At 72.6% G+C, this 25,006-nt stretch carries 24 protein-coding genes, 3 pseudogenes and 1 riboswitch; of the genes and pseudogenes, 13 read left to right on the top strand and 14 right to left on the bottom strand.

Annotation, left to right across the window (positions count from 1 at the left end; translation table 11 throughout):
• Window positions 1-24: 24 nt before the first annotated feature.
• The 3 genes from ACYVJE_RS13785 to ACYVJE_RS13775 all read right to left on the bottom strand — a co-directional run bounded on the left by ACYVJE_RS13785 (window position 25) and on the right by ACYVJE_RS13775 (window position 1,463).
• Complete coding sequence (locus tag ACYVJE_RS13785) at window positions 25-435, bottom strand: PPOX class F420-dependent oxidoreductase (protein ID WP_459155766.1); 411 nt, start codon at window positions 433-435, stop codon at window positions 25-27.
• Window positions 436-917: 482 nt separating this feature from the next.
• Window positions 918-1,178 carry a Prokaryotic metallothionein gene (locus ACYVJE_RS13780; protein ID WP_459155765.1) on the bottom strand — a complete coding sequence of 87 codons (261 nt, stop codon included), beginning with the start codon at window positions 1,176-1,178 and terminating at the stop codon, window positions 918-920.
• Between the two features lie 12 nt (window positions 1,179-1,190).
• Window positions 1,191-1,463 (bottom strand): DUF3040 domain-containing protein, encoded by a 273-nt coding sequence (locus ACYVJE_RS13775; protein WP_459155764.1) that lies wholly within the window; start codon window positions 1,461-1,463, stop codon window positions 1,191-1,193.
• A 444-nt stretch (window positions 1,464-1,907) separates the two neighbouring features.
• On the opposite strand from ACYVJE_RS13775, the gene ACYVJE_RS13770 reads away from it, so the two are divergent.
• Both ACYVJE_RS13770 and ACYVJE_RS13765 read left to right on the top strand, forming a co-directional pair.
• Entirely contained in the window at window positions 1,908-2,723 is an 816-nt protein-coding gene (locus ACYVJE_RS13770) for a YoaK family protein (RefSeq protein WP_461144759.1), read from the top strand.
• Window positions 2,724-2,795: 72 nt separating this feature from the next.
• The gene (locus ACYVJE_RS13765; protein WP_461144758.1) at window positions 2,796-3,341 is read left to right on the top strand and encodes an AAA family ATPase; all 546 of its coding nucleotides are present in this window, start codon (window positions 2,796-2,798) and stop codon (window positions 3,339-3,341) included.
• Between the two features lie 34 nt (window positions 3,342-3,375).
• Here ACYVJE_RS13765 and ACYVJE_RS13760 read toward each other — a convergent pair whose 3' ends face one another.
• Complete coding sequence (locus ACYVJE_RS13760) at window positions 3,376-4,533, bottom strand: alpha-hydroxy-acid oxidizing protein (RefSeq protein ID WP_459155761.1); 1,158 nt, start codon at window positions 4,531-4,533, stop codon at window positions 3,376-3,378.
• Here ACYVJE_RS13760 and ACYVJE_RS13755 point away from each other — a divergent pair.
• From ACYVJE_RS13755 to ACYVJE_RS13740, 4 genes and pseudogenes are all read left to right on the top strand, one after another.
• Window positions 4,532-5,230: pseudogene (locus ACYVJE_RS13755) on the top strand (PEP/pyruvate-binding domain-containing protein); the annotation flags it as partial. The gene ACYVJE_RS13760 and the pseudogene ACYVJE_RS13755 overlap by 2 nt on opposite strands.
• Before the next feature lie 107 nt (window positions 5,231-5,337).
• Window positions 5,338-5,550, top strand: coding sequence for a PEP/pyruvate-binding domain-containing protein (locus ACYVJE_RS13750; protein WP_461144757.1), 213 nt, complete (start codon window positions 5,338-5,340; stop codon window positions 5,548-5,550).
• Entirely contained in the window at window positions 5,550-7,160 is a 1,611-nt protein-coding gene (locus ACYVJE_RS13745) for a PEP-utilizing enzyme (protein WP_461144756.1), read from the top strand. Before ACYVJE_RS13750 ends, ACYVJE_RS13745 begins: the two co-directional genes overlap by 1 nt.
• 730 nt (window positions 7,161-7,890) lie before the next feature.
• Window positions 7,891-8,927, top strand: a pseudogene (locus ACYVJE_RS13740) (transposase); the annotation flags it as partial.
• Window positions 8,928-8,989: 62 nt separating this feature from the next.
• Here ACYVJE_RS13740 and ACYVJE_RS13735 read toward each other — a convergent pair.
• Window positions 8,990-9,523: a GNAT family N-acetyltransferase gene (locus tag ACYVJE_RS13735; protein ID WP_461144755.1), complete on the bottom strand. Its 534-nt coding sequence runs from the start codon at window positions 9,521-9,523 to the stop codon at window positions 8,990-8,992.
• Window positions 9,524-9,577: 54 nt separating this feature from the next.
• Here ACYVJE_RS13735 and ACYVJE_RS13730 point away from each other — a divergent pair, with 54 nt between their 5' ends.
• The 5 genes and pseudogenes from ACYVJE_RS13730 to ACYVJE_RS13710 all read left to right on the top strand — a co-directional run bounded on the left by ACYVJE_RS13730 (window position 9,578) and on the right by ACYVJE_RS13710 (window position 12,119).
• The gene (locus ACYVJE_RS13730) at window positions 9,578-10,237 is read left to right on the top strand and encodes a TetR/AcrR family transcriptional regulator (RefSeq protein WP_461144754.1); all 660 of its coding nucleotides are present in this window, start codon (window positions 9,578-9,580) and stop codon (window positions 10,235-10,237) included.
• Between the two features lie 73 nt (window positions 10,238-10,310).
• On the top strand, window positions 10,311-10,754 hold the full coding sequence (locus tag ACYVJE_RS13725) for an ACT domain-containing protein (protein ID WP_461144753.1): 444 nt from the start codon (window positions 10,311-10,313) through the stop codon (window positions 10,752-10,754).
• Window positions 10,755-10,843: 89 nt separating this feature from the next.
• Complete coding sequence (locus ACYVJE_RS13720) at window positions 10,844-11,356, top strand: GNAT family N-acetyltransferase (RefSeq protein ID WP_461144752.1); 513 nt, start codon at window positions 10,844-10,846, stop codon at window positions 11,354-11,356.
• Window positions 11,357-11,529: 173 nt separating this feature from the next.
• Window positions 11,530-11,715, top strand: a pseudogene (locus ACYVJE_RS13715) (recombinase family protein); the annotation flags it as partial.
• Between the two features lie 89 nt (window positions 11,716-11,804).
• The gene (locus ACYVJE_RS13710) at window positions 11,805-12,119 is read left to right on the top strand and encodes a recombinase family protein (protein ID WP_461144833.1); all 315 of its coding nucleotides are present in this window, start codon (window positions 11,805-11,807) and stop codon (window positions 12,117-12,119) included.
• A gap of 123 nt (window positions 12,120-12,242) precedes the next feature.
• On the opposite strand, the gene ACYVJE_RS13705 is transcribed toward ACYVJE_RS13710, so the two are convergent.
• The 4 genes from ACYVJE_RS13705 to ACYVJE_RS13690 form a co-directional block, all read right to left on the bottom strand.
• A complete protein-coding gene (locus ACYVJE_RS13705) occupies window positions 12,243-13,046 on the bottom strand; it encodes an ABC transporter ATP-binding protein (protein ID WP_461144751.1) in 804 nt (267 codons plus the stop codon).
• Window positions 13,043-14,086, bottom strand: coding sequence for a FecCD family ABC transporter permease (locus ACYVJE_RS13700; protein ID WP_459155757.1), 1,044 nt, complete (start codon window positions 14,084-14,086; stop codon window positions 13,043-13,045). Before ACYVJE_RS13700 ends, ACYVJE_RS13705 begins: the two co-directional genes overlap by 4 nt.
• Window positions 14,083-15,120, bottom strand: a complete 1,038-nt coding sequence (locus ACYVJE_RS13695; protein WP_461144750.1) for an ABC transporter substrate-binding protein — start codon at window positions 15,118-15,120, stop codon at window positions 14,083-14,085. Before ACYVJE_RS13695 ends, ACYVJE_RS13700 begins: the two co-directional genes overlap by 4 nt.
• Before the next feature lie 63 nt (window positions 15,121-15,183).
• Window positions 15,184-15,393: riboswitch (cobalamin riboswitch) on the bottom strand.
• Between the two features lie 156 nt (window positions 15,394-15,549).
• Window positions 15,550-18,762, bottom strand: coding sequence for a UvrD-helicase domain-containing protein (locus tag ACYVJE_RS13690; RefSeq protein ID WP_461144749.1), 3,213 nt, complete (start codon window positions 18,760-18,762; stop codon window positions 15,550-15,552).
• 69 nt (window positions 18,763-18,831) lie between these two features.
• Here ACYVJE_RS13690 and ACYVJE_RS13685 point away from each other — a divergent pair, with 69 nt between their 5' ends.
• On the top strand, window positions 18,832-19,980 hold the full coding sequence (locus ACYVJE_RS13685; RefSeq protein ID WP_461144748.1) for a hypothetical protein: 1,149 nt from the start codon (window positions 18,832-18,834) through the stop codon (window positions 19,978-19,980).
• A 250-nt stretch (window positions 19,981-20,230) separates the two neighbouring features.
• Complete coding sequence (locus tag ACYVJE_RS13680) at window positions 20,231-20,668, top strand: PepSY domain-containing protein (RefSeq protein ID WP_461144747.1); 438 nt, start codon at window positions 20,231-20,233, stop codon at window positions 20,666-20,668.
• 90 nt (window positions 20,669-20,758) lie between these two features.
• Here the strand turns inward: ACYVJE_RS13680 and ACYVJE_RS13675 are convergent, their stop codons facing one another.
• The 5 genes from ACYVJE_RS13675 to ACYVJE_RS13655 all read right to left on the bottom strand — a co-directional run bounded on the left by ACYVJE_RS13675 (window position 20,759) and on the right by ACYVJE_RS13655 (window position 24,860).
• Window positions 20,759-21,835, bottom strand: a complete 1,077-nt coding sequence (locus ACYVJE_RS13675; RefSeq protein ID WP_461144746.1) for a cation diffusion facilitator family transporter — start codon at window positions 21,833-21,835, stop codon at window positions 20,759-20,761.
• A gap of 115 nt (window positions 21,836-21,950) precedes the next feature.
• A complete protein-coding gene (locus ACYVJE_RS13670) occupies window positions 21,951-22,364 on the bottom strand; it encodes an MmcQ/YjbR family DNA-binding protein (RefSeq protein WP_461144745.1) in 414 nt (137 codons plus the stop codon).
• 226 nt (window positions 22,365-22,590) lie between these two features.
• Entirely contained in the window at window positions 22,591-22,776 is a 186-nt protein-coding gene (locus ACYVJE_RS13665) for a hypothetical protein (RefSeq protein ID WP_461144744.1), read from the bottom strand.
• A gap of 464 nt (window positions 22,777-23,240) precedes the next feature.
• Window positions 23,241-23,672 carry a peroxidase-related enzyme gene (locus tag ACYVJE_RS13660; RefSeq protein WP_461144832.1) on the bottom strand — a complete coding sequence of 144 codons (432 nt, stop codon included), beginning with the start codon at window positions 23,670-23,672 and terminating at the stop codon, window positions 23,241-23,243.
• Window positions 23,673-23,873: 201 nt separating this feature from the next.
• Window positions 23,874-24,860, bottom strand: coding sequence for a malate dehydrogenase (locus ACYVJE_RS13655; RefSeq protein WP_459155749.1), 987 nt, complete (start codon window positions 24,858-24,860; stop codon window positions 23,874-23,876).
• Between the last annotated feature and the right edge of the window lie 146 nt (window positions 24,861-25,006).

Below are 25,006 nucleotides of genomic sequence, written 5' to 3'. Positions count from 1 at the left end.
GCCGGGGGGCGGGCGAGGTTCGCCTCAGCCCGGTGCGGCGCTGAAGTCGCTGAGTTCGTAGTGCAGAGTGCGCGTGCGCATGATGCGGTGTCCCACCGGGACGACGACGCCGTGCAGCAGGCGGTACTTGCGTGTGAGGAGCTTGGCGGCCTGTCGTGCTTCGTCGCCGTCCAGCAGCCGCGCACGGGCGGCGACCATGGCGCCCGTGGGGGTGCCGCGGAACGTCGACGGGCAGAACCGCACCTCGCTGAAGTTGCGCAGGCGCTTGCTCTTGCCGGCCTTGTCGTAGGTGCGGATGTAGGCGTGGTCGCCGCGCACGACGATGCTGACCGGTGTGTCCACCCAGCTGCCGTCGCGCTTTCTGGTTTTGAGCAGAATCGTGCCCTGCCGCACGAACGGCCTCAGCAGGTCGGGCACTGACGAGTGTTCGCTCATGGCCACCACTTTCCCGGGGTCGGGGCGTGCGGCGCAGCCGGTGTCGGCCGAGCGCGGGCCGTCGATATGCAGAAAGCCGCCGTGCCCGCTCCTCGCGGGCACGGCGGCGGAAGTCGTGGAGGCGGCGGCGTTACCGCCGCCGCGCGGGCCGCTGCTCGCCGTTGCGCATGACCGCTTGACCCCGCTGGATCTCCCGGGCCATGTCACCGAGCCACCGAACCACACCAGCCATCGACAACCTCCTTGTAGATCGATACTGAAACGGCTCGACAGCGCTCCGGCCCGCTGTCAAGGACCGGCTGATCAACGGTGATGCTGGGCGGGCGGAAAATGCTGTCTCACTCTGCTCATCGCATCCGGCTTCCCAGGTGTTTCACCGGATTGATAACGACGCGATAACAACCTCGGGGGTGTTCGTCACATCGCCTCCCGTTAGCATACACGCCGCACCGGGGCAAGCAGGGGCGGGTCGGCGCACCGGCTCACCCCGGGTGGGCCCCGACCGCGTCGCGGGTCTGGGTGCCCTGATCCAGCCCGGAGTTCCGGGCGCAGTGCGCGCAGCAGAAGAAGTGCCCGTCCACCTCCACGCCGTGCCCCAGCACGCGGCAGGCGCAGTGCTCGCACCGCGGTGCCAGCTGGTGCGCCGCGCACTCGAACGAGTCGAAGGTGTGCTCGAACCCGCCGGCGGTGCGCACCTCGAAGCTCAGCCAGTAGTCGTTTCCGCAAACCTCGCACACAGCCATGCCGACCCCTTCCTACTCGGCGGCACCGCCGCCGAGGCGCCAGTGCCGCACCATCAACAACACAGCACCGAGCATGGCCGCCGTCACGAACCCCGAGGCCTCGCCCAGCAGCACGCACAGCACCGCCGCTGCCAGCGACACGATCGCCCACGCGGTGGGGGCCGACGGGCGTTGCCACGGCCACCACCACCGGCGTCGCTGCATGCGCCGCGCGAACTCCGGATCCTCGCCGGTGAGCTGTTGCTCGATCTGTTCGAGACACTGACGTTCGTGCCGTGACAACATGGCAGTTCCTCCACGGCCACCCGGCAATCCCTCACCGTACGGACGCCGCCGCGGGGGTGCACCGCGGCGGCACCGCATCACCTGCGGAATACCCGCCCGGTGGACGGGGCACACCTCACCGATCTCACTCGCCGTTCCCGGATCGGGTGAAATGCGCGGGGGTGCCGCGGAGCGGACCGCGCTTTCGGCCACCGCCGCGCCCGCGGCGTGGCCACGCGGTGTTCCCGCGTTGATCGCACCGCCGTTCCCTGCGGTTTCGATTCTTCGTTCCGTCGGGTGGTGCTGCCGCAGTTGCGTTGATCGCCGTGCAGCGCGGCCGTAGTCTGCGACTGTCTCGATCACGAAGGGCGAACCGCGGACGCGGACCCGTCCGCGCGTTCCCGGTGCTCCCCAATGGCGTCGAGCACGGTCCCCGCGTTGTTCCTGCGAAGGATGTTGGGCACGGTGCGCACTGCGTCGACGCGAACGGAAGATGGCGGCACGCGGCGGAAGTCCGCACCTCCCCCGGAGGTGCGGGCCGAGCGGGAATCCGCCGGCCGGCAGGGACTGCCCCCCGCGTTGATGGGGCTGACGGTGATCAGCGGTATCATCGACGCGGTCAGCTACCTCGGGCTCGGTCGGCTGTTCCTGGGGAAGATGACCGGGAACGTGGTGGTGCTGGGGCTGTCGACCGCCCAGGTGCCCGGCTTCTCCCTCTGCTTCGGCGCACTCGCCCTGACCGGTTTCCTGCTCGGCGCGGCCGGCGGCGGGAGGTTGCACACCGCGCTGGGGCACGAGCGCTTCCGATGGGTGAGCACCGCGCTCGTCGTGGAAGCGGCCGCGCTGACCGGCGCGGCCGCGGTCGCCGCCGTGAGCAGCGCCTCCTCCCCGCACCTCTCCCCGTCCACGGCGGCGGGGCTGGTGGCGCTGCTGGCGCTGGCGATGGGCTTTCGCAACGCCACGGTGCGCAAGCTCGGCGTGGCGGACATGACCACGACGCTGATCACGCTCACCCTGGCGGACCTGGCCGCCGACTCGTTCCTGGCCGGCAAGCGCAATCCGCGGCTGGGCCGCCGCGTCGGCGTGGTGCTGTCGATCTTCGGCGGCGCTGCCCTCGGCGGCGCGCTGGTGTTCCACCACGGCCTCGTGCTGCCGCTGGTGATCTCGGCGTCCCTGGCCGGCGGGCTGGCCGCCGCCTATCCCGTCGTGGTCACCTGCCGCGCCCGCAACCGGTGGCGGTCCCGCCGCGGCGCGGAGCAGCCCACGCACGACCCGCTGTGACCACCGAGCCCGTGGCGCGGCGCCGCCGGCCCGTCACGGGCTCGGCGAGGACCCAGCGAGGAGAGGAGGAGCATGTCCGAGCGTTTCGTCGTCATCACCGGCGGGCCGGGAAGCGGCAAGACCAGCCTGGTCGAACGGCTGCAGACCTGGGGCCACGCCCGCTCGCACGAAGCCGGCCGCGCGGTCATCGCCGAACAGCAGGACCTGGGCGGTCCCGCGCTGCCGTGGCGGGATGCGGTGCTGTTCGCCGAGCACATGCTGTGCTGGGAACTGCGCTCCTACCGGCTGGCCGAGCAGCAGGCCGGGCGGGTGTTCTTCGACCGCGGCGTGGTCGACATCGCCGGGTTCCTGCGGCTGCGCGGGAGCGCCGTGCCCGCCCACATCACCGCCGCGGCCGCACAGCTGCGCTACCACCGGGAGGTGTTCCTCGCACCGTTCTGGCCGCAGATCTACGCGCGCGACGCGCAGCGCACCCAGTCGGCCGAGGAAGCCGCGGCGACCGAACACGCCCTGCACGCGGCTTACACCGAGCACGGCTACACGGTGCGGAGGCTGCCGCAGGCCCCCGTCGACGACCGCGCCCGGTTCGTGCTCGCCCACCTGGACGAGCACGGTTGACCCGGTTTTCGGGGCGGGGCCGCGCCGCGACGGGTCAGTCGACGCGGCGCAGTCCGGCCTGCCGCAGCGCCTGCAGGTCGGGGTAGCCGTCGATGGCCAGCAGCAGGTCCGCCTCGGCCAGCACCGACCGCAGCAGGTGCGCCACCGCGTCGGCCCCGCCGACGGCGAGGGCGTAGGCGTAGGGGCGGCCGAGGCCGACCGCGGAGGCGCCCAGGGCCAGCGCCTTGACCGCGTCGGTGCCGCTGCGCACGCCCGAGTCGAACAGCACGGGCAGGTCTCCGGCGGCGTCGACGACGTCCGGCAGCAGCTGCAGCGCGGGAACGCCGCCGTTGGCCTGCCGCCCGCCGTGGTTGGAGCAGTAGATGCCGTCCACCCCGTGGTCGCGGGCGCGGCGCACGTCCTCGGGGTGCTGCAGCCCCTTGAGCACGATGGGCAGGTTCGTGCTGCGGCGCAGCAGGTCCACATCGGCCCAGCCGAGGGACTTGCCGAACACCGACGCCCACGCCTGCACCACCGCGCGCGGATCCTCGACGTCGCCGCACAGGCGGGCGAACGCGGGATCGCTGGTGTAGTTGCTCAGGCAGTAGCCGCGCAGCTGGGGGAAGTTCGCCCGGTTGAGGTCCCGCGGGCGCCACCCGGGCACCCACGTGTCCACAGTGACCACCAGCGCCTGGTAGCCGGCGCGTTCGGCGCGGTGGACGAGGCTGAGCATCAGCTCCTCGTCCTTCGGCGGGTACAGCTGGAACATCCCCGGCGTGCCGTCGAGGGCCGCGGCCACGTCCTCCAGCGGGTCCTGGGTGAGGGTGGAGGTGCTCAACGGCACGCCGGTGCGGGCGCAGGCGCGTGCGGTGGCCAGGTCGCCGTGGAAGTCCTGCGAGCACAGTCCGAGCACGCCGATCGGGGCGAGGAACAGCGGGTGCGGCCAGGTGTGGCCGAACAGCGTCACCGACAGGTCGCGTTCGTAGGCGCCGTTGAGCATGCGCGGCACCAGGCCCCACCGGTGGAACTCGGTGGTGTTGCGCTGCTGGGTGTTCTCGTCGCCCGCCCCGCCGGCGACGTAGGAGTGCACCCACCACGGCAGGACTTCGGCGGCCTTGCGCTCCAGGGAGGGCACGTCCACAGGGTAGGTCGGCATCTGACCGGACAGACCGCCGAGGTAGATCTCGTGCTGGAAGTCGCCGTACTGGGCCATGGCTGCGCCTCCTGCGCCGGAGTTCGGACCGCGGATGATCGCCGCCGACCCTAGCCGCCGCGGCAGTGCGGCGGCGAGCACTCGCCGCAGCCGGTGGTTGACGGCTGCCCGCGGCGGGAGCAGTGTCCGGTTCGGAAACACCACCGCTCTTCCGCGCAGCGGTGGTCACAGAGGACAGCACCGCGCAGCGCTGCCGGGGAGAGGACCGCCCGTGCTCGTCGTCGACCCCGCCGCGCAGCCGCTCGTCGGCGGCAAGGCCGCCGGGCTGGCCCGGCTGCGCGCCGCCGGGGAACGCGTGCCCGACGGGTTCTGCATCACCACCGAGGCCACCGGCCTCGACGAGGACCTGCGCGAGCAGATCGCCGCCGCCTACGACCGCCTCGGCGGCGGGCCCGTGGCCGTGCGCTCCAGCGCCACCACCGAAGACCTGCCGCAGGCCAGCGTCGCCGGCCAGCACACCACCGTCTGCGACGTCACCGGGGCGGGGCAGCTGCACACCGCGGTGCAGCAGTGCTGGGAGTCGCTGCGCACCGACCGCGCCACCACCTACCGCGCCCACCACGACCTGCCGGTGCCGCGCATGGCCGTGGTGGTGCAGCGCATGATCCCGGCGGCCGTGTCCGGGGTGCTGTTCACCGCCAACCCGCTGACCGGCAGCCGCGGCGAGATGACCGTCGACGCCGCGCCCGGGCCCGGCAGCCGCGTCGTCGACGGCACCGTCACCGGCGACCACTACGTGCTCGCCCACGCCGACACCTCCGCGCCCGCCCCGCACGGCTGCCTCGCCCGCCGCAGCTGCGGCGGGTGGGACGCCGACTGGCGCGGCAGTGGGCCGCACCGCAGGACGTGGAGTGGACGATCGACGGCGACGGCGCGCTGTGGCTGCTGCAGGCCCGCCCGGTCACCACCCTGTACCCGTTGCCGCCGGGGACGAGTCGCCCCGGACCGCGGGTGCACCTCAACGCCAGCCACGTGCAGGGCATGCGCTGCCCGTTCACCCCGATGGGCGGGCGCTGATGACGCAGGCCGCCGCCGTCGCCTACGACGCGTTCGGCCTGGCCGAGGCCGACCGCGTCGGCGAGAGCATGCCGGTGATCGGCGGGCGCCTGTTCGTCGACATGACCGCGTTCGCGCGCGCCCGCGCGGGACGCGCCGGCCTGGTCGGGGGAATGCGCACCCAGCAGGGCTCCACCGCCGCGGCGGGGCTGGCCGCCGTGCTCGAGGACCCGCGGTTCGCCCCGACGCGGCGGCTGCCGGTGCGGCTGCGCGGCGTGGCCCCGTTCCTGCGGCGACTCGGACCGTCCCTGATCAGCGGCACGGCCCGCGCCCTGGCCCGCCCTGCCGCGGCCCGCGCCCGCGCGTTCGCCGCGGCCGAGGTGGTGATGCGCGTGCGCGGGCCCGGCGACGGGGCGAGCGCGCACGAGCGACTGCAGTTCGTCGACACCGCCCACCAGCGCCTGTTCACCACGCGGGTGTTCGAGCGCATGCTGTGGCCGCTGTACGCCGGGCTCGCCGCGGGCAAGGCCCCGCACGGGCTGCTGTCCGGCATCGCCGCCGACGGCGAGGTCGACGCGGTGCTGCGGGGCATGCCGCACAACCCGACCACGGACATGGACCTGGCCCTGTGGCGGCTGGCCCGCGACGCCGCCGCGCACCGCGAACTGCTGACGAACACCCCGCCGCAGCAGCTGGCCGCCGACTACCAGCGGGGCCGGCTGCCCGACCTCGGGCTGGCGGCGTTCCTGGCCCGCTACGGGCACCGCGCCGCGGCCGAAGTGGACGTGGGCACGCCCCGCTGGCGCGAGGACCCCACGCCCGTGTTCACCGCGCTGGCCAACTACCTGCGCGTGACCGATCCGTCCGAGGCGCCCGACCGCCGCTACGCCACCGCGGCGGCCGAGGCCGAGGCCACCCTGGACGACCTGGTGGAGCGCGCCCGGGGCGAGCGGCCGCTGCGGGCCCGGCTGGCCGGGTTCTGCATGCGCCGCGCCCGCGCCCTGTCCGGGCTGCGGGAGCTGCCGAAGTCCGCCTGGTCCCACCTCATCGGCGAGGTCCGCGAGCAGCTGCTGGCCGTCGGCGCCGAACTCGCCGCCGCCGGGCGGCTCGACACCGCCGAGGACGTGCTGTTCCTCGAGGTGCTCGAAGTCCGCGCCGCCGTCGACGGCGGCGTCGACCACCGCGCGCTGGTCGCGCAGCGCCGCGCCGAGCACGCGCGGGAACAGCGTCGGCCCCGCGTGCCCGAACTGCTGCTGTCCGACGGCACCGAACCGGAGCTGCTCGCCCCCGAGGACGGCGGCGACGGCGCGTTGCGGGGCACCTCCGGCGCGCCGGGACGCGTCACCGGCACCGCTCGGGTGCTGTCCGACCCGAGCACGGCGCGGCTCGATCCGGGCGACGTCCTCGTCGCCGCGACCACCGACCCGGGGTGGACGCATCTGTTCCTGACCGCCGGCGGGGTGGTCACCGAAAGCGGCGGGCCCAACGCGCACGGGCCGACCGTGGCCCGCGAGTACGGCATCCCCGCCGTCATCGGTGTTTTCGGCGCGACCCGCCGCCTCGTCGACGGCACCGCCGGCACCGCCAGCACCGTCACCGACGCCGGCGCTGCTGCGGCGCGCGGCGGGTGAGGCCCTGCGGTGCCGGCAGCGCCGCCCCGCTCGGTGCCGCGTCCGGGGTGGGGGACGACGCGGTCTTCCGGTGTGCTCGCCACCCCGGACGGTGGGGTCCGTCCGGGGCTTTCAGCGGGAGAGCCGTCACCTTCGCAGGGGCGGACCGTCAAGACTTTCGGGGCTGTTTGCGGAAGGCCAGGGCCGCGAGGCTGATCAGCACTCCGGACAGGGCGAGGATGCCGGCGGATCGCAGTAGTGTGCGCACGTCGTTCTCCAACTCGTGTGATGTGCACTGACATGTCGCCGGTCGGCGCACCGCCGCGCCCGCACCGGCGGAGTTACGGTGGCACTCCACACTGGAGTCGGCCAGCCAGCTCACCCGGACGGATGGGCGGGGCGGCGGGATTCGCCAGCTCAGCGTCGCGAGGGGCTGCCACCGCGGACTCGCCCCGGCGGCGGCACGCACCGCAGTTCCGGCGGGCACCCCCGCGCCGAGCTCGGCGACGGCTGCGTCGCGGTCGCGGCCACCGTCGGGGAAGTCGACGACGGATCGGTCCCGCCGACCCCTGCCCAGTTCACCGAGGCGCCGCTGTCGGTGATCGACGCCGGCTGGCTCCCACTCCGGGACGTCGAGACCCCGCCGGCGGTGCAGGACTGGCTCGACGGACCCTGGCGGACCCGGCTCGTCGGCCCGCACTACGACCCTGCCGCCGATGCGGACCACCACGTCACCGGCCCGTCGGTGCGCGACGCGCTCGACGGGTTCCTGCACGTGCGGCGGCACTTCCTCACCCGCGACAACCTGCGCGCGGCCCTGACGAAGCTGGTCAACGCCACCTTCGACGCTCGTGATCCCCAGTGGTGGGGCGAAGGGATCGCCTGCGCCAGTGATTCGAAGAAGTTCGGCTCGTGGGAGTCGAACCTGATGACCGAGTGGCACCAGCGCTACGGCGGACCCGGCGTGATGATCTACTGGCACGTCGAACGCCAGCACACCTGCATCTACTCCCAACTCAAGTCCTGCTCCTCCTCGGAGGTCGCGGCGATGATCGAAGGCTTGTTACGGCACTGCACCACCGCCGAGATCGACGCCAACTACGTCGACACCCACGGCGCGTCGGTGGTCGGCTTCGCCTTCACCGAACTGCTCGGCTTCCGCCTGCTGCCCCGGTTGAAAATATCGGCCAAGTCCGGCTGTACCGGCCCGACGACACCGGCACCTGGACATCCTCGGGCCCGTGACCACGCGACCGATCAAGTGGGATCTCATCGCCCAGCAGTACGACCAAATGGTCAAATACGCCACCGCGCTACGGTTGGGCACTGCCGAGTCGGAGTCGATCCTGCGCCGGTTCACCCGCGGCGGACCCAAACACCCCACCTACCAAGCCCTGGAGGAACTCAGCCGCGCGGTGCGCACCATCTTCGCCTGCGACTACCTGCCGACGAGACTCTGCGCCGTGAGATCCACGGCGGGCTGCAGGTCGTGGAGAACTGGAACTCCGGCAACGGCGTGATCTTCTACGGCAAAACAGTGAGCTCACCGGACCCGACCGCGAGTCCGCTGAAGTCTCCATGCTCGCGCTGCACCTGCTGCAATCAGCGCTGGTGCACGTCAACACCCTGCTGCTGCAAAACGTCCTCGACAGCCCCGGCTGGAACGAGCTCCTCGGCCCTCACGAACGCCGGGCGCTGAGCCCGCTGTTCTGGTCCAACATCAACCCCTACGGGCGCTTCCACCTGGACATGACCACACGCCTCGACCTTCCGCTCCCGTCCCGCTGAGGGATCGTCGAGCGACATGGCCGACGGCAGGGACGATCAGCCAGTCTGGCTGGTCGGTGTGCTCAGAGGTTGCGGGTGTAGCGCTGCAGGAGGGCTTGCTCGCCTGAAGGTGCGGTTCCCATTTCCGCGTTCCCGTGAGGAGTGAAGCCTGCACTGGTCAGCGTGCGCACAGAGGTCGTGTTGTCGTTGACGGTGCGGGCATGCAGCTCGCGAAGTCCCATGCGGGTTCCGAGTTCGCCCGCGCCCTCCACAGCCTGGTGCGCAACTCCGCGGCCACGTGCCGCTGCGGCGAGCCAGAACCCGATCTCGGCGCGGTCGTCGGTGATGTCGAAGAGCACGACGCTGCCGAGGAACTCGTCCGAGGTGCTGTCGGCGATGGCCAGTACAGCCAGGTTGCCCGCGATGAGCCCGGGCGTGATGATCGAGTCGATCTGCTCGCTGACCAGGTCCGGGGTGTAGTGCGGTTCGGGAAGATGGGCGAACCGACGCACGTCTGTGTCCCGCGTACCAGCGGCATACGCGGCGGCGTCGCTGTGAGTTAACGGTCTGATCCTCACGCCTGCCTGAGTGACGGGCAGCAGAACCCGGATGTCCACCCAACCTCCTAAAGTGATTACTGTTCACTTAGTAGGCTAGCAGGTGAGGTAGTGATGTCGTACTGGCTGCAGCAGCGGCAGATGCCGCAGCGCAACCGCGCGCTGTCCCCGCAGACGATCGCGGAGGCCGCGCTGGTGGTCTTGAATTCCGAAGGCGAAGACCATTTGAGCGTGCGCACGCTCGCGCAACGGCTGGGGGTTGTGCCCTCGAGCCTGTATCGCCATGTCCGCAACCGCGACGACATCCTGGATCTGGCGCTGGATGCCGCACTCGTCTCCGACCAGGAGGTCGCGGAGGGGGTCACCAGTGGAGATCTCGTCGGGCTGTTGCTGGCCTGGCGATCCCATCTGCTCCGATGCCCCTGGGCAACCACCCACGTGATGCGACGTCCCCCGCTCGGACCTGGCTACCTCGCCCTGTCCGACCGATTGTGCGCGCTGCTGTCCGAGCGCGGCGTGCCCGACGAGGAGTTGCTGAGCACCTCGTATGCAATGAGCGATTTCGTGCTCGGGTGCGTCCTAGCGCAACGCCACGCGGAAACGGCGAGCCAGCAGTGGCCAGCATCAATGGTCAACAACAACCACCCCCACCTGCACCGTGCCGTGTCCGCACACCAGCCAAGCTGGCAAGCAGTCATCCGACGCGGACTCGAACGCCTTGCAGGGAACTACTCATCGCCGCCCTACACCCCTTACGACACGCCCTTTCACTGAGGAACCCTTGCCGTGCGTACGCAAGCGGATCCTCTTACGGACGATCGGTGTTCCGATACGGCAAACTACAACTATGAGCGCAGAGGTTGACCTGAGAGTGCTGCTGACCAGCATGGAAGCTGAGCTTCGTCCCGGAAGCTATGTCTTCAGCACCGTCCAGGACCCTGCAGCCATCGACGACATCAAGGTCCTGGCCACCGTCGCTGAGCAAGAGGGGCTGTCGCTGGTAACCACCCGAGAGGAAGCGGAGCGTGCCGAGCTGGCGTACGACTTCGTCGCGGGGTGGATCACGCTCCGGGTGCACTCAGCGCTACACGCTGTCGGTTTGACAGCAGCAGTCAGCACTGCGCTGGCCGACGCCGGGGTCAGCTGCAACGTCATCGCGGGCTATCACCACGATCACCTGCTCGTCCCACTCGACCGCGCACAGGACGCGCTGACCATTCTTCATAGCTTGGCCACCGAGACGCACCCGAGGCCAGCAACCGATCCCACTGCGACACAGGGCTCCGGCTAACGCTAACGTGCCAGTTTGGCGAGCTGGAGGTACGAACACCCGGCGCTCGTCGGTGAGCGCATAGCCCGCAAGGGACCGCGGAAGCGAGAGTGGACATCAGATCGGCACACGTGACCGACGCAGCGAACATCGAGTCGATCTACAGACACTACGTCCGCCATTCCGTGCTCGCAGTCGATGTCGACAACCCGCCGACCGCGCAGGACTGGGAGCAGCGCCTGGAGCACCTGACCGCGTCGGGCTACCCGACCCTGGTCGCCGTCGATGGCCGGACCGTCGTGGGCTACGCGCTGCTCACGCCCTGGCTGGCCAAGCCCGCCTTCGCCCACACCGCCGAGAACTCGATCTACCTCGCCCCGCACGCCGCCGGTGCAGGTCTCGGCCGCCAACTCCTCGCGCGCCTTCTCGATGACGCACAGGGCTGCGGTATCCAGGAGGTCATAGCCCTCGTGGCCGATGGCGACCACGAAGGCCGCCCGTCACGAGCACTGCACCTCAGAGCAGGCTTTCAACCGGCAGGGCGGCTCCAGCGAGTGGGGAACAAACACGGACGCGTCACCGACGTCGATCTCCTACAACTTCCACTGCAGCCCATCAACTGACCCTCACTCGCGGATCTTCGTGCAGCAGTGGACGCGCGACGTCCGTAAGGCGAACCCCTTGCGTACACCCGCCGACGCAGTGGCCGGCAGGCCATGGCCTGGACCTGCGACGTTGCAGATATCCCGTACGGTGAAATTCCGATCGTCGGGGGCTAAACGTACGGTCGCGCGCCATGAGCGCCACGATCATCGGCTACGCCCGCTGCTCCACCGACGAACAAGACCTCACCGCCCAACAACAGCGCCTGGCCGAGCTCGGCGTGGACACCGAGCGGATGTATCTCGACCACGGGTTGACCGGCACCAAACGGGCACGCTCCGGCTTGGACCAGGCCCTGGCCGCCGTCCGAACTGGCGACACCCTCGTGGTGCCGAAACTCGACCGGCTGGCCCGCTCGGTGCCGGATGCTCGCGCCATTGGCGCACGCTTGCCGAGCGCGGCGTCGCGCTGTCGCTCGGTGGGCAGGTCTACGACCCGGCCGATCCGATGGGCAAAATGTTCTTCAACATCCTGGCCACCTTCGCCGAATTCGAAGTCGACATCCTGCGGGCCAGGACGAAGGAAGGCATGGCCGTGGCCAAGGCCAAGGGCAAGCTGCGCGGCAAGCAACCCAAGCTCTCGGCCAAGCAACAGCGCGAGCTCGTGCGCATGTACGGCACCGGCGAGTACACCATCGCCGACCTCGCCGAGGTCTTCACCATCTCCCGGACCACCGTCTACCGCACCCTGCACCGAGACCAGACCTCAGCCAAGACTCGATGACCACCGAGCGGGCCGACCGGGAGGACACTGATCCCCTCGCACCCACGCCCTCGACGCGCGCTCCTCACCGACGAATAACCCGACCCTACTCTGCCCCTCAGGACAGCTTCAGGAGTACAGGGCCTACCCGGAGGGCGCGGCGGCCCGCGCGTCGCGGCGCGCGGGCACGAACCGCACGTGCGGGTATCCCTCGGGTTCGTGCGTGACCACCGCGGTCACGCCCCACACCTCGGCGATGCGCTCGGCGGTGAGCACCGCGTGCGGCTCCCCGGCGGTGACGACGCGGCCCTGGTCGAGCACGACGACGTGGTCGCAGTACATCGCGGCGACGTTGAGGTCGTGCAGCGCCACCACGGTCGTCGTCGGCAGGTCGACGAACAGGTTCAGCAGGTCGAACTGGTGCTGGATGTCCAGGTGGTTCGTCGGCTCGTCCAGCAGCAGCTCCCGCGGCTGCTGCGCCAGCGCGCGGGCGATCTGCACCCGTTGGCGCTCCCCGCCGGACAGCGTCTGCCACCGCCGGTCGGCCTTGCCGGCCAAGCCGGTGCGCTCCAGCGCGTCCTGCACCGCGGCCTCGTCGGCGGCCGAGGCGGGCTGCCACGGCCGGCGGTGCGGGATGCGGCCCAGCCGCACCACCTCGACCACGGACAGCGGCACCTGCGTGTCGCTGTGCTGCTCGACCACCGCCACTCGCCGGGCCACGGCGCGGCGGCCGAGGTCCGCGAGCGCGCGGCCGTCCAGCGTGACCACTCCCGCGGTCGGGGAGAGCACCCCGGCCAGCAGCCGCAGCAGCGTCGACTTGCCGGACCCGTTCGGTCCGAGCACGCCGACGGTGGAACCCTCCTGCGGGGTGAGGCTCACCCCGTCGAGGACGAGCGCGCCGCCGAGCGTGCGGGTCACGCGGTCCGCGGCCAGTCCGTCACCGGTCATCGCGTCTCCCGGGCGCGGTAGAGGATGAGCACGAACGCGGGCACGCCGATCAGCGCGGTCATCACGCCCACGGGGATCTCCTGCGGGTCGAGCAGCGTGCGGCCGAGGGTGTCCACCCACACCAGGAACACCGCCCCGGCCAGCGCCGTCACCGGCAGCAGCCGCGCGTGGTTCGCCCCCGCCACGGCGCGCGCGGCGTGCGGCAGCACCAGGCCGACGAACCCGATCGCGCCGACGGCGCTGACGACCACCGCCGTGAGCAGCGCCGTGGTGCACAGCAGCACCAGCCGCGTGCGGGCCACCGCCACGCCGAGCGCGGCCGCGGCGTCCTCGCCGAAGGCGAACGCGTCCAGCGACCGGGCGTGGCCGCCGCAGAGCACCAGCGCCACCGCCAGCGCCGCGGTGCACGTGGCCACCTCGGTCCAGGCGGCGTTGCCCAGCGACCCCAGCAGCCAGAACATCACCCCGCGCGTGGTCTGCGCGTCGGCCGAGGTGAGCACGATGAACGAGGTCAGCGCCGAGAACAGCTGCATCGCCGCCACCCCGGCCAGCACCACCCGGTCGGTGGTGCCGCCGAGCAGGTGCGCCAGCACCAGCACGAGGGTGAACGAGACGATCGCGCCGGCGAACGCGCCGGCCGACATCGACACCGCCCCGCCGCCGAAGCCGAGCACGAGCACCAGCACCGCCCCGGTCGACGCGCCGGAGGACACGCCCAGCACGAACGGGTCGGCCAGCGGGTTGCGCAGCAGCGACTGCATGATCGCCCCGCAGGTGGCCAGGCCCGCGCCGCACACCGCGGCCAGCAGCGTGCGCGGCAGCCGCAGGTTCCACACGATGCCCTCGCGGATCAGCGACAGCGAGGACTCGCCGAGCCCGAGGCGGGCGGCCACGGTGGCGTACACGTCGCCGACGCGGATCTCGGCCGGGCCGATGGTGATGGCCACGGCCACCGATCCCGCCAGCGCGGCCAGCCCCACCACCAACAGCAGCGGCAGCCACGCGCGCCGGGCCGCGCGGGTCGTCCCGGCCGCGCTCACCGGTCGCGCCCGAACTCGCGCAGCTTGGCGGCGACCTTCTCCACTCCGGCCACGGTGCGGATCGACGGGTTCATCGCCTGCCCGCTCAGCCGCACGTACCGGTGGTTCTCGACCGCGTCCATGTGGGCCGTGGCCGGGTGCGACTCGAGGAAGGCGATCTTGGCGCGCGCGGTCTCGGCCGTCTCCGACCGGCGCGAGAGGTCGCCGAGCACGAGCACGTCCGGGTTGCGCTCGGCCACGGTCTCCCAGTTGATCTGCGGCCACTCCGCGTGCGTGTCGGCGAAGGCGTTGCGCGCGCCGACCTGGTCGGTGATGATGCCCGGCGCGCCGCAGCAGCCCGCCAGGTAGGGCGACTCGGAGTTGGCGAACCAGAACATCAGCGACGTGTCGGAGGCGTCGAGGCCGCGGGTGGCGCGGTCCATGCGTGCCTGCAGGTCGGCGACGAGTCGTTCGCCGCGCCGGGGCACGTCGAACAGCTTCGCCAGCTCGCGGACCTCGCGGTAGAGGGTCTGCATCGACAGCGGGTGCTGCCGCCGCCCGTCGCCGGAGCCGCTGTTGTCCTTGGCGCAGTCGGCGGGGGAGAGGTAGCTGTTCACGCCGAGCTCGGCGAACTGTCCCCGCCTGGCGACCCCGCCGGGGCCGAGGGTGGACACGAACGAGGCGGTGACGAAGTCGGGTTCGGCGGCCAGCACCGACTCGAACGACGGCATGTCGTCGGCCAGGCGCGGCACCGACGCGTTCGCCGCGGCCAGTTCCTGCGGCAGCGGGTCGGTCCACATGGACGTGCCCACGATGCGGTCGCCCAGCCCGAGCGCCAGCAGGATCTCCGTGGTGCCCTGGTTCAGCGACACGACCCGCTGCGGCGGCCGGTCCAGTTCGGTGCGCGTGCCGCAGTTGTCCACGGCGCGGGGGTAGCCGGGGGCGGGCGGTTGCTGCTGCGGCGCCGCTGCGGTACCGCAGCCGGCCAGCAGCGCGAGCGCGGACAGCAGGGACAACGGCAGAGCGAGGCGGTGCAGTGCCGACAGCAAGCGCACGAACGCTCCTCGGTGTCGAAGGGGCCGTGACGCGGGCCCCGCGGGTGCATGACAAGACCCGGCCGCGCGGGCCGGGAGCCAGCAGGTCTTCGGACTCGGGGTCTTCCGGGCGGAACGCCTTCCCGGAGGGCGTGCTCCAGTGGCTGAGCCAGGGGTCGTTCCACGGCTCCGTGTTCCGCCCGTCGCCCACACCGCTGCGCGTCAGTTCCGGATTCGCACCGGATTCCCTGACTCACGTCGCGCGTGAGTTCGACTGGCGAACGACAACGTACCACCCGCGCCGACCCGGCCCATCCGCCCCGGCGAAACCCCTGGTCACGCCGCGATCCGGCGGGTGAGGGGTGAGTTGGGGCACCCCCGCGGCCCCGCCCGGACGACCCGGGCGGTCAGGTCAGGCAGCCGCGGCGGCACCCCCAGGCCGTCGAGGAGTCACAGCAGGCTCAGCTGCCGCGGCCGCGGCTGGCGCCGCACCGGCTGCTCATCGACGACCGCATCGCCCAACCCGTCCAGCAACGGGCTGCGGCGCCGGTCGCGACCGCCGCGGCGCGCCGCACCGGTGAGGTACAACCGCTCGTGCGCGCGGGTCATGCCCACGAACACCAGCCGCCGCTCCTCGGCGAGCGCCTGCTCGTCCGGCGGGGACTGCGGCCACGACAGCGGCAGCAGCCCGTCCTCGCAGCCGGCCAGGAACACCACCGGGAACTCCAGGCCCTTGGCCGCGTGCAGCGTCAGCAGGAACACCGCCTCGGCCCGCGGGTCCAGCGCGTCGACCTCCGCGCCGAGCGCGACCTCGCGGACCAGCTCGGTCACGTCGCGGCAGCGGCGGGCCAGCGGCAGCAGCAGATCCACCGCGTGGTGCACCTGCCCGGCCGTCTCGTCCGGCACCCGCCCGGCCACCACCTCGGCCGCCCGCCGCATCCCGGTGACCACGTCGTCCGCGGCGCCCCCGCCGGCGCGGGCGAGTTCGTCGGTGACCAGCCGCACCCCGGTGCGCTGGGCCAGCCGCTCGTGCGAACGGCGCTGCACCGGCAGGCCCTGCCGGTCCAACGCCTCGGCCAGGGCGTGCGCCTGCGCCTCGGTGCGGTAGAGCACGGCGACGTCGCCGAAACCGAACCCGCCGCGCTCGTGCCCGCTGGCCCGGCCCGAGTCCAACGCGTGGAACGACGCCCCGCCGAGCAGCTGCTCGACCGTGCCGGCGATGTAGGCCGCCTCGGCGTGCTCGTCGGCGGCGGTGTGCCGCACGATCCGGTGCGCCGGCCGGTCCCCGGCCGCGGCCAGCACCCGGTCCGGCACGAACGTCGACGCCGCCACCGCCCGCTGCGCTGCGGTGAGGATGTGCGCCCCGCTGCGGTAGTTGCGCTGCAGGTGGCACACCCGCGCGGTGGGGAAGTCCGCGGTGAACCGCAGGAAGTAGCCCACGTCGGCGCCGCGGAAGGCGTAGATCGCCTGGTCCGGGTCGCCGATGGCGGTCACGTTGCCCTCCGGCGGGGCCAGCTGCCGCAGCAGCCGGTACTGCACCGCGTCGACGTCCTGGTACTCGTCGACGGTGATCCACGCGAACCGGTCCCGCCACGCCGCGGCGGCCTGCGGGTGCTCGGCGAGCACGGCCACCGCCGCGTCCAGCAGCCCGTCGAAGTCGACCAGGTCGCGCTCGGCCAGCGCTTGGTGGTAGCGCCGCACCAGCGCGGCCACGTCCTCCTCGACCGGCTCGCCCAGCCGGACGCGGCCGGCCGCGTCCGCCAGCCGCCGCGCCCCGCCCTGGTCGCCGGCCAGCGCCAGCCGCAGGTCGTGCTGCACGGCCGCGTCGGCGATGCCGAACCCGGCGGTGAGCCCCGCCGCGTCGGCGTGCTCGCGCAGGATCCGCAGCGCCAGGCCGTGGAACGTGGTCACCGTCATCTCCGCGGCCGGAGCACCGAGCAGCCCCTCCAAGCGCTGCCGCATCTCCGCCGCGGCGCGGCGGGTGAACGTGACCGCCAGGCACGTCCGCGGGTCCGCGCCGCGCTCGGCGACCAGGTGCGCCAGCCGGTGGGTGACCGTGCGGGTCTTGCCCGTGCCCGGTCCGGCCACGATCAGCAGCGGCCCGCCGGCGCAGGCCGCGGCCGCGGCCTGCGCACCGTCCAACCCGGCCAGCAGTCCCGTCGCCGCGACCGCGTCCGGCTCCGGTGGTTCCGTGCCGTCACCGGTCTGCTCAGCGCCGACCGCGACGCCCGGGCGGGCGGGCGCGGCCTGACCGGGGGTCTCCTCGGCACCCTCCCTGCCGCCGGTGGCCGCATCCGCGTGCTCGCCCGCCCCGGCTGGCGCCGCGGCCCCGCCCGGCGCGTCCGCAGCGCGCCGGGCCGGCACGGTGGGAGTCGGCGCGTCGAACAGGGCTAACGCGGACCCGCCCCACTCGGCCGCCTCGCCCGGGTCGAACAGGCGGATCACCCCGTACTGCCCGTCGAAGCCGGCCTCGCGGCGCACCCGCCCGGCACGCAGCCGACGGATCGCCTCACCCAACGCGGGATCGTGCCCGGCCAACTGCTCGACCGGCACCTCGTCGAGCACGTGCAGCTCCGGCCCGAACGCGGCGGTCACCCGGGAGGTTTCCGCGAACACCGTCTTGCTCTTGGGCCCCACGCCGCGCAGCTCGCCGATGATCTCCGGTAGCGGGATGCGGTTGCGGTAGTCCACCGCGCCCTGCGGGCGCGCCCCGGCGGGCCGGTCGGCCACCGCCGCGACCCGGTTGAGCACCCCGACCGTCAGCGCCTTGCCGCAGTCGGGGCACACCCCGCCGTGCGCGGCGGTGTCCTCCGGGGCGCAGCGCAGCCCGCAGCCGCGGTGCCCGTCGAGGTGGTACTTGCCCTCCTCGGGGAAGAACTCCACCGTGCCGGCGTAGCCGCGGCCGGTTTCCAGCGCGGACTTCACCGCGAAGTAGTCCAGCTCCACGTCGAACGCGGTCGCCTCGCGCGCCACCATCGGCGGCGAGTGCGCATCCGAATAGCTCACCAGCGTGTAGCGGTCCAACCCGGACACGCGCCAGTTCATCTCCGGATCCGACGACAACCCCGTCTCCACGGCGAAGACGTGCCCGGCCAGGTCCCGGTAGCACTCGTCGAGCGAATCGAACCCGGCCTTGGAGCCGAGCGCGGCGAACCACGGCGTCCAGATGTGCGCCGGCACCAGGTACGCCCCGTCGCCGGATTCGAGGGTGATCTCCAGCAAGTCGCGGGAATCCAGCCCGAGGATCGGCCGCCCGTCCGAGGCGAGGTTGCCGATCGTCGACAGCCGCGCGATGAACCGCTCCGCCGCGGCGAAGTCCGGCAGGTAGCACAGGTGGTGCACCTTGCGGGTGTGCCCGCCGGCCTTGTAGATCGTGGAGATCTCCACCGACAGCGCGAACCGCACCGGCCCGCGGCACGACTCCGGCAGGGTGGCCAGCACCTCGGCGTCGACGTCGTCCCGCAGCCGGTACAGCCCCGGCTCCTCGGCCGGCGTCAGCATCTCCTGCGCGTGCGCGAACCAGGCCGGATGGGTGATGTCGCCGGTGCCGAGCAGCGCAACTCCCTTGCGCCGCGCCCACCAGGCCAGGTTCGGCAGCGTCCCGTCCTTGCTGCAGGCCCGCGCGTACTTCGCGTGGATGTGCAAATCGGCGTAGAAGCGCACGCGGAGATCCTGCCAGCCGGCGTGCCCACCGCCCCTGCCGGGGCGATCACCCTGCTAGCGTCGGCCACCGTGAGCGAGGCCGAGGTCGACACCGCGGGCGTGTGCAAGTTCCCCGGCTGCGACCGTCCCGTGGCCGCCGCCTCCGGGCCCGGACGCCCCCCGGAGTACTGCGACCTGCCCGAGCACACCCGCTGGCGCGCGTGGAAGGAGCGGCAACGCCGCGCGGGCGAGACCACCGGCGGCGAGGCCGGCGCGGACGGCGCCACCTCCGACCGGGAGGCCACCCGGCTGCACACCGCCGAACTGCTGCGCCAGTACCGCAGCCTCTCCGAGCAGCTCTCCCGCACCCTGCACGGTGCGCTGGAACACCTCGACGGCCTCACCGACCCCAGCACGGCCGACGCCCAGGTGCGCGCCGCCCACGCCGACGCGGCCGGCCGCATCGCCCGGGCCGAGCAGGAACTGGCCACCGCGCTGCACCGCGCCGAGCAGGCCGAGACGGCCCAGCAGCAGGCCGAGACCGACCGCGACGCGGCGCGCGCCGACGCCGAAACCGCGCGGCAGCAGGCCGAACAGGCCCAAGCCGACCAGCAGGCCGCCGAGCAGCGCGCGAGCCGCGCCGAGGCCGACGCGGCCGAGCAGGTCGAAACCGCCCGCAACGAGGCCGACGTGGCCATCGACGCCGCGGCCCGCGAGGCCGACCAGCGCGCCGCCGACGCGGAAGCCGCCGCCGAACAGGCCCGCACCGAGGCACGCGAGACCGCCGAGGCCGCCCAGCAGCAGGCCCGCGACGACATCGCCGCCGCAGCAGCCGACCGCGACACCGCCCACGACCGCGCGGTGCGGGCCGAACAGGCCCGCGACACCGTCGAACAGCAACGCGACGAGCTGCGCGCCGAACGCGACACCGCCCGCCAGCAGCTGCGCGAGGCCCAGGCCGAAACGGGCCGGCTGCGCCGCGAGCACGACGAGGCGCTGGGCCGCGAGCGGCAGCAGGCCCAGCACCTCGTGCAGCAGGAACGCGAGGCCGCCGAGCAGCGCGTCGCCGCCGTCGAAGCCGCCCGGCGGGAAACGCTGACCCGGGCGCAGCGCGCCGAGACCCAGCTGGACCAGGCCCAGGCCGACCTGCGGCGCTGGCAAGCCGCCGCGGCCGGGCGGAACGACTCGGAGGAGACCGACGCCGCAGCCGCGAACGCCTCCGGCGAGGCCGCCGGCTGAACGGTGGGCGGATGCCCCGGCGCGAGGCGGGGGCGCGGAGCCGAACCGCGGGTAGTGCTCGGCGTGAGCGCTGACGGGGCACCGCACGGCGGGGCACGAGCTGCCACCGCCTTCGGCGCACTCGTGTGACCTGCAGTGATGCTTTTTAGCATTTTCTTAGTGTGCGAGTAGTGCGCTCTTAGCTGCCGCGTTGCGACTGTGGTGATCAACGGCGGCGAGGGCCGCCGACCGCGACGAAAGGGCGGAGCACATGCGCAAGAAGCTGATCGGCGCGATCGCGGTGACGGGCGGCCTGCTCGGCCTGGGCGGCACGGCCGTCGCCGTCGGCGGCGCCAACGAGCCGGACCCGCAGGACCAGGTCCAGCCGGCGGCTGCGCAGGCCGATCACCGCGCTGACCGTGACGACGACCGTGACGACTGGGACGACGCCGAGGAAGGCCGGCCGCACCGCGGCAACCCCTGGCCCGAGCACTGCAGCACCGGCGAGCCCACCATCAGCGGGAAAAACGCGGAGCAGCTCGCGAAGACCCGGGCTTCCGGAGCGGAGGTCACGGAGATCAAGCTCGACCGCTGCTACGGCCCCGAGTGGGAGCTCGAACTGCGCGAGGGCAATCTCGAATACGACGTGGACGTCGATGCGAACAGCGGCAAGATCGTCGAGTTCGAAACCGAACGCGAGGACGACTGAGCGCACGCGAACTCGCAGGTCTCGACAACGCGTGTCGACGAACAACGCCGAGTACCCCGCAGGGCCCCGAGTCCGGTGGCGGTGCGGCTGTCAGGTCGGGCGCTGCCGGTGGTGGGCGAGCGCCGCGTGCGGATCGTGCCCGGCGGTGGGGGCGGGGTCGGTGTGCACGGTGGCCCGGGCCAGGCGGGTGACGGCGTGCAGCAGGCGGTGTTCGGCGTCGGCGGCGATGGCGTGCGCCTCGAGCACCGACAGCTCCGCGTCGACGACCAGGTCGGTTTCGGCGTGCAGCTGGTGCCCGACCCAGCGCATGCGCAGCGCCCCCACACCGCGCACCCCCGGGGTGGTGCGGAGCGCGGCACGGGCCTGCTCGACCAGGGCGGGGTCGACCGCGTCGAGCATCCGGGCGAAGACCTGCTTGGCCGCCCCGGCGAGCACGGCCACGATCGCCGCGGTGATCACCAGCCCGGCCACCGGGTCGGCCCACTGCCAGCCCAGGGCGGCACCGCCGGCGGAGAGCAGCACGCCCAGCGAGGTGAACCCGTCGGTGCGGGCGTGCAGCCCGTCGGCGACCAGCGCGGCCGAGCCGATCCGGCGCCCGACGACGATGCGGTAGCGGGCCACCAGCTCGTTGCCGGCGAAGCCGACCACTCCGGCCGCGGCGACCCAGCCGAGGTGGGGCAGGGGTTGCGGGTGCACGAGCCGGTCGAGGGCCGTCCAGGCGGCCAACCCGGCCGAGGCGGCCATGACCAGCAGGACCACCAGCCCGGCGAGGTCCTCGCTGCGGCCGAGCCCGTAGGTGAACCGCCGCGTGGCCGCGCGCCGGCCGAGCAGGAACGCGATCGCCAGCGGGACGGCGGTCAACGCGTCGGCGAGGTTGTGCAGCGTGTCGCTCAGCAGCGCCACCGAACCGGTCATCGACAGCAGCACCGCCTGCAGCAGTGCGGTGGCCGCGAGCCCGGCGAAGGAGACCCACAGCGCCCGCATGCCGGTGCGGCTGGTCTGCAGCGCCTCGTCGACGTTCTCGGTGCTGCCGTGGCTGTGCGGCACCACCGCGTGTTTGACCCGCGACCACAGGCGCAGCGCCCGGGACCCGCCGCGGGCACCGCGGTGGTCGTGCCGGTGCTGTCCGTGCTCGTGCTGGCCGTGGTGCTGTTCGGTCACGGTCATCCACTCCCGGGTGGACGGAGGATGGTGACCAGCCGAGCGTATGCGCCCCTGTGCGCAGGCGACAATCCTGCAGGGGCTGGGGGGAGAACCGGGCAGCTGGGCTGGGCGGGAGCGGTCAGGAACCGACCGCCTCCGGCGGCACGGGCCGGCGAGTGCGGGGAAGCGCCTCGAGCACGATCCGGTAGGAATCGGTCACCAGCTCCTCGACCCGCTTCTTGGTGAGCGAACCACCGGGCCCCAACGTGATCCAGTGCCGCTTGTTCAAGTGGTAGCCGGGAGTGATGTCCGCATGCGCCTGCCGGAGAGCCGCGGCGTCGCTCGGATCGGCCTTGACGATCACGACCGGCTGGCCGGCCACGACCCTGCCGTCCCGCACGCGGGAGTGCCGCGGGACGTCGGTCATGAGCATGAACACCTTGCCACCGACCTTGTACACCTCCCAGTCCGGCCCGAAGGGGTGTTCGAGCGCCACCGAGGGCAGGTTCTCCGCCCGCTCGTGCGCCGTCTCCTGCAGGGTTCTCCCCTTCATCAACACTCTCCTCATCACCACGAGCACAGCCGCACCACCGGCGCACAGTGGACTGATCACCGTCCACGGTGCCCAGCACCGGCCTCCGTCGGGTCAGGGCTGCGAGGCCTCGGCAGCCTGCCACAGTGGACGAGCGTCCCGCCGCGAACCCCGAGAAGCAACGACGCCGGCGGCCTCGGCGAACCGAGACCACCGGCGTCGCGGGCCGCGCTTCCTGCGCGGCGTGTCACATGTCCTCGTCCTCGTCCACGAGGAGCTCACCGCCGCCCACGTCGTCCAGCTGACGACGGGCGCGGGCGAGCGCCTGCGTGCGGGACCCGCTGATGTGCGCGGTGTGCTGACCTTCACCATCGGTGATGATCCAACCGCGCAGCAGTCCCGGGCTGACACGTCGACGGTGCGTGATCCTCATGAGGAACCCTCCTCCTTCGTGTCCAACGGGCGGACCCACCGCCCGAACACGAGCCACACCGGGGAGAGGTCTGCACGCACGGCCGCACTCGACGCGCACCGGCACCGCGCGGGGCACCCCGTGCCCCGCCGCGACAGCCATCGCGCGGATGCAGCACCGACGCGGCATCAGCGCCGCGCGTTCACACGCAGACCGCAGCGTCGTGACCAGGAGCACCTGAACCGGCTCCACCCGACTGTCACGACAGGTCGCGCAACCGCCACCTCGATCAGCCGCCACCGTGCTCGGCGATCGATTCCCCGTGGCTCGTCAACACCCACCATACACCCGTTCGACGCGCGCGTCCACGCACGGCGCGCACGGGGGCCACGCACGACAACACCGCGCGACGGCCGTCGAACCCGTCGGGCTCGACCAGGCTCCGATGTGGGCGGTGGAGCGCCCCGACGGTCACCGGGGGACGGTCACCGGGGAAACCGCCCCATGAGGAAGAACTCGGGGTTGGGTTGCAGCGCGGTCAGATGGGCCATCCGGTCGGACAGGCCGAACAGGGCGGTGATCGCGCCGATGTCCCAGATCTCGTCGTCGGTGAGGCCGGCGGTGCGGGCGGTGTCGAGGTCGGCGTCGGTCAGGGTCGCGGAGCGGGTGGCGATGAGCAGGGCGAGGTCGACGATGGCGCGCTCGCGGGAGTTCAGCGACACGCCGTAGGGGTTGGTGGCGACCCTGTCGGCGATCTCGGCGTCCTTGGCGCGGACGCGCAGGATCGCGCCGTGGGCGACGACGCAGTACGTGCAGTGGTTGGCCCCGGAGGTGGCCACGACGACCAGTTCGCGCTCGGCCCTGCTCAGGTTGGATGTGGTGCCCTCAAGCACCTCGCCCGTCTGCTCGGACAGCAGGAAAGTGGCCGGGCAACCGGAAAATCCAGCACCCGCGACCCCTACGACGCAACGAGAGCGCACCGGACGGCACCCGCCGCGACATGCACCGGCAACGTTCCCGCGGGCAGCAGCGCCACCACCCGCCGCTGCGCAACGGGGCGGCCGGCGTCCACACCGGACACCGACCGCCCCGCGGTCACCTGCGCAGTCGCACCGCGGTCACACCAGCCCCAGCCGGCGCACCGTGTCGCGCTCCTCGACGAGCTCGTTGACCGTGGCGTCGATCCGCTCGCGCGAGAACTCGTTGACCTCCAGGCCCTGCACGATCTCGAACTTTCCGTCGCGCGCCCGCACCGGGAACGAGGAGATCAAGCCCTCCGGCACGCCGTAGGAGCCGTCCGAGACGACCGCCGCCGAGGTCCAGTCGCCCTCGTCGGTGCCGTTGACCCACGTGTGCACGTGGTCGATCGCCGCGTTCGCCGCCGACGCCGCCGAGGACGCGCCGCGCGCCTCGATGATCGCCGCGCCGCGCTGGGACACCGTGGGGATGAACTCCTCGGACAGCCACGCCTGGTCCACCTGCTCGGCCACCGGCTTGCCGCGGGCCTCCGCGTGGAACACGTCCGGGTACTGCGTGGCCGAGTGGTTGCCCCAGATGAACAGACGGCGGATGTCGGCCACCGACACGTCCAGCTTCTTCGCCAACTGGGTCAGCGCCCGGTTGTGGTCCAACCGCGTCATCGCCGTGAACCGGTCGGCCGGGATGTCCGGCGCGTGCGCCTGCGCGATGAGCGCGTTCGTGTTCGCCGGGTTGCCCACCGCGAGCACCCGCACGTCCGAGGCCGCACCGGCGTTGAGCGCCTCGCCCTGCGGGCCGAAGATGCCGCCGTTGGCCTCGAGCAGGTCACCCCGCTCCATGCCCTTGCCGCGCGGCCGCGCACCCACCAGCAGCGCGACGTTGGTGCCGTCGAAAGCCTGCCGCGCGTCATCGGTGATGTCGATGCCGCTCAGCAGCGGGAACGCGCAGTCGTCCAGCTCCATGGCCGTGCCCTCGGCGGCCTTGACCGCCTGCGGGATCTCCAGCAGCTTCAACCGCACCGGCGTGTCCGGGCCGATGAGCTGGCCGGAGGCGATGCGGAACAACAGCGCGTAGCCGATCTGACCGGCGGCACCGGTGACGGTCACGGTAACGGGCGTGGGGGTCATCAGCGTTGATCTCCTGCTAGCCGGGTCGATTACCTAGCGGGATGCTATCCGGCCAGCGCAGCCAGCCAATGCACCCCGCTGCGGATCACATCCGGCGCGTTCGAGAGGTGTGCCACACCGCCCGCTGCGCGGCCTCGGGCCCAGCG

This window comes from Salinifilum aidingensis, from assembly GCF_054782015.1.
This window is presented reverse-complemented; position numbering and strand designations above follow the sequence as displayed.